We start from the raw sequence: 1,955 nt of genomic DNA, 5'->3' as shown, positions 1-1,955 counted from the left end.
AGATGGAGCTGAGTGCGGCTCAATCGCGACTAGCGGCCAAGAGACGGGGACGCAAGAGCGCTGCAAGCGAAGTCGCGGTGGCGGTTCCAGATATGGCTCGGCCCACGACCTTCGAAGACGGCTCAGACTCCCCTGCGGAGATCGCACGGAACCCCGACGCCAAGCGGCTGAGGCGGCGTTTCAGTCTGGCGAGGAGATCGGAGGCGCTTTTCAGTCGCGGATCTCCCTTGAATTTACCGGCGTCGGTGTTTGCCGGGGCCGCCGCTCTCGGGTTTTTGTCGTATATGACGGGGATTCATGACGCGACCTACGTCCGGGCGGATGGCCTCGCTAAACAGGTTGGGTTTCTCTGGGCGCCGAATTGGACATTCCTCTTCATGGTGCTTTTGCCCCTGTTTTTTACATTCGTGACAGAGCTGCTTGTCTTTTGGAAAAATGACGGGCGCTTGAAGCTGATAGCGGAGGGCGACCAGGTGAAAAGCGACGATGCATGGACGCACAACGTCGAAGCGTCTTCGTATTCATATTGGGCGGTTTTTTTGATCTGTGTGGTGTTCGCCGGTCTGTTTCAGTGGATCGGCGTGTGTTTGCTCCCGCTAATGAAAGGCGGTGGCAATTATGCGACGGACTGGGGCAAGCTAGCAATTGCGCGCCCTGAGCTCATATCGGTGCCGGAAGAGGTCGTGTTCACCGGGCTCGCTTACCTCTATATGTGCCTGTGCTTTTATCTTTTCTTTGCCGGTCTCATTTTGCTTTACACAGTTGTCCATGACCTTTCGAGAATTGGTGAGGAATCGGAAAGTTGGCAGGAGGCGGACCATCAGCATAAGGTCAATGAAGTCGGCCTCAGGGTAATGCGTGGGATTTTTCGGTGCACTGTTTTGGGCGTTCTGATCGCCATATGCATGAAGGCCCAAAGCGCTTACCTGACCTCGCGTGGAGAAAATGTCGTGGCTTGGTTGGTGGGCGATATGTCTTCAGTCTTGTATGGCGGCAACGACCTGAGCGACGAGGTCGCCTATAGGATGCCGACGCATTACAGCAGCTTTCTTATTGTTATCTCGACCTGCGTTGTTTTTGTGTATGGGACCATCCGGTTAGGCGTCGGAAGTCGGATTCAGGCGCCTTTGTGGAAGATGTCGGCGGCCGTAGCGTTGCTCGTTGCCGGCTATATGCTGATCGATGCGTTTGCTGGCTTTTCGATCCTTCTGGGCGTTGGAGTGCTGCTCGCGACATACGGCCTATTCAATCCCGGATTTGGGCGATGGCGAGCGAATTAGGAAAAGATCACAGTGTACCATAGCTGGCTTGATCGTTGGGATGAACGGCGTGCGCGACGCGGTGAGGAAGGGAAGAAGGTAACGGGGCTCGTTCTCGACGCGGACCGCGCCTTTCCGAGAGCCCGCGAGACTGCGAGCATCGAGCAGTTTTGTGTGCTTGCGGACAAGGCCGTGGCTGATCCAGCCTTTTTCGATGAGCCGAGTGAGAGCGATCAGGGATTTGAAAGGAAGGAGGGGTGGCTGAAGTTTCCATCGGACATTGCCACTGATATCGCAGCGAACAATGTTGTGTGGGCGAAAGTCACAGAAAGCGGGTCGCGCGATCGGGCGATGGTGATCTTTCACCATTGGAACGCAAGCGCGCGGAACCGTCAGATTGCCAGTTTCTTCTCGTGGCTTGGTATCACCGTTGTCGAGATTGCCATGCCCTATCACTTCGAGCGCAGCCGACCCGGCTCCCTCCACGCCGACTATATGCTTAGCGCCAATCTTGGGCGAACGATCCAGTCCATAAGGCAGGGGGTATTGGATGGGCGAAAGCTCATACGTTGGTTGAGGGCCGAAGGTTATAGAGAGATTTCGGTACTTGGCATGAGCTTAGGTTCGTGGGTCGCGGCCTTGATTGCTGCGCGCGACCAGGCCGTGTCAAAAGCCTCGCTGTTCCTGACGGCGGGG

The 1,955-nt window shown here is 56.2% G+C and carries 2 protein-coding genes; both read left to right on the top strand.

All coding sequences use genetic code 11. The features are described from left to right. Positions 1 to 2 precede the first annotated feature (2 nt). Positions 3 to 1,280 (top strand): hypothetical protein, encoded by a 1,278-nt coding sequence (locus EOA23_RS34220; RefSeq protein WP_127307273.1) that lies wholly within the window; start codon positions 3 to 5, stop codon positions 1,278 to 1,280. 12 nt (positions 1,281 to 1,292) lie between these two features. Further along, a partial coding sequence (locus EOA23_RS34215) for a dienelactone hydrolase-related enzyme (RefSeq protein WP_127307272.1) occupies positions 1,293 to 1,955 on the top strand: 663 nt, incomplete at its 3' end.

Origin of the sequence: Mesorhizobium sp. M2A.F.Ca.ET.042.01.1.1, assembly GCF_003997405.1 — a bacterium.
GTDB lineage: Bacteria > Pseudomonadota > Alphaproteobacteria > Rhizobiales > Rhizobiaceae > Mesorhizobium.
Note: the sequence above shows the minus strand (reverse complement) of the source record. Positions and strands in the feature narration are given on the sequence as shown.

What these genes read in the sequence shown, in the direction of transcription:
- EOA23_RS34220 (WP_127307273.1), top strand. Translation starts at nt 3, where the DNA reads ATGGAGCTGAGTGCGGCTCAATCGCGACTAGCGGCCAAGAGACGGGGA.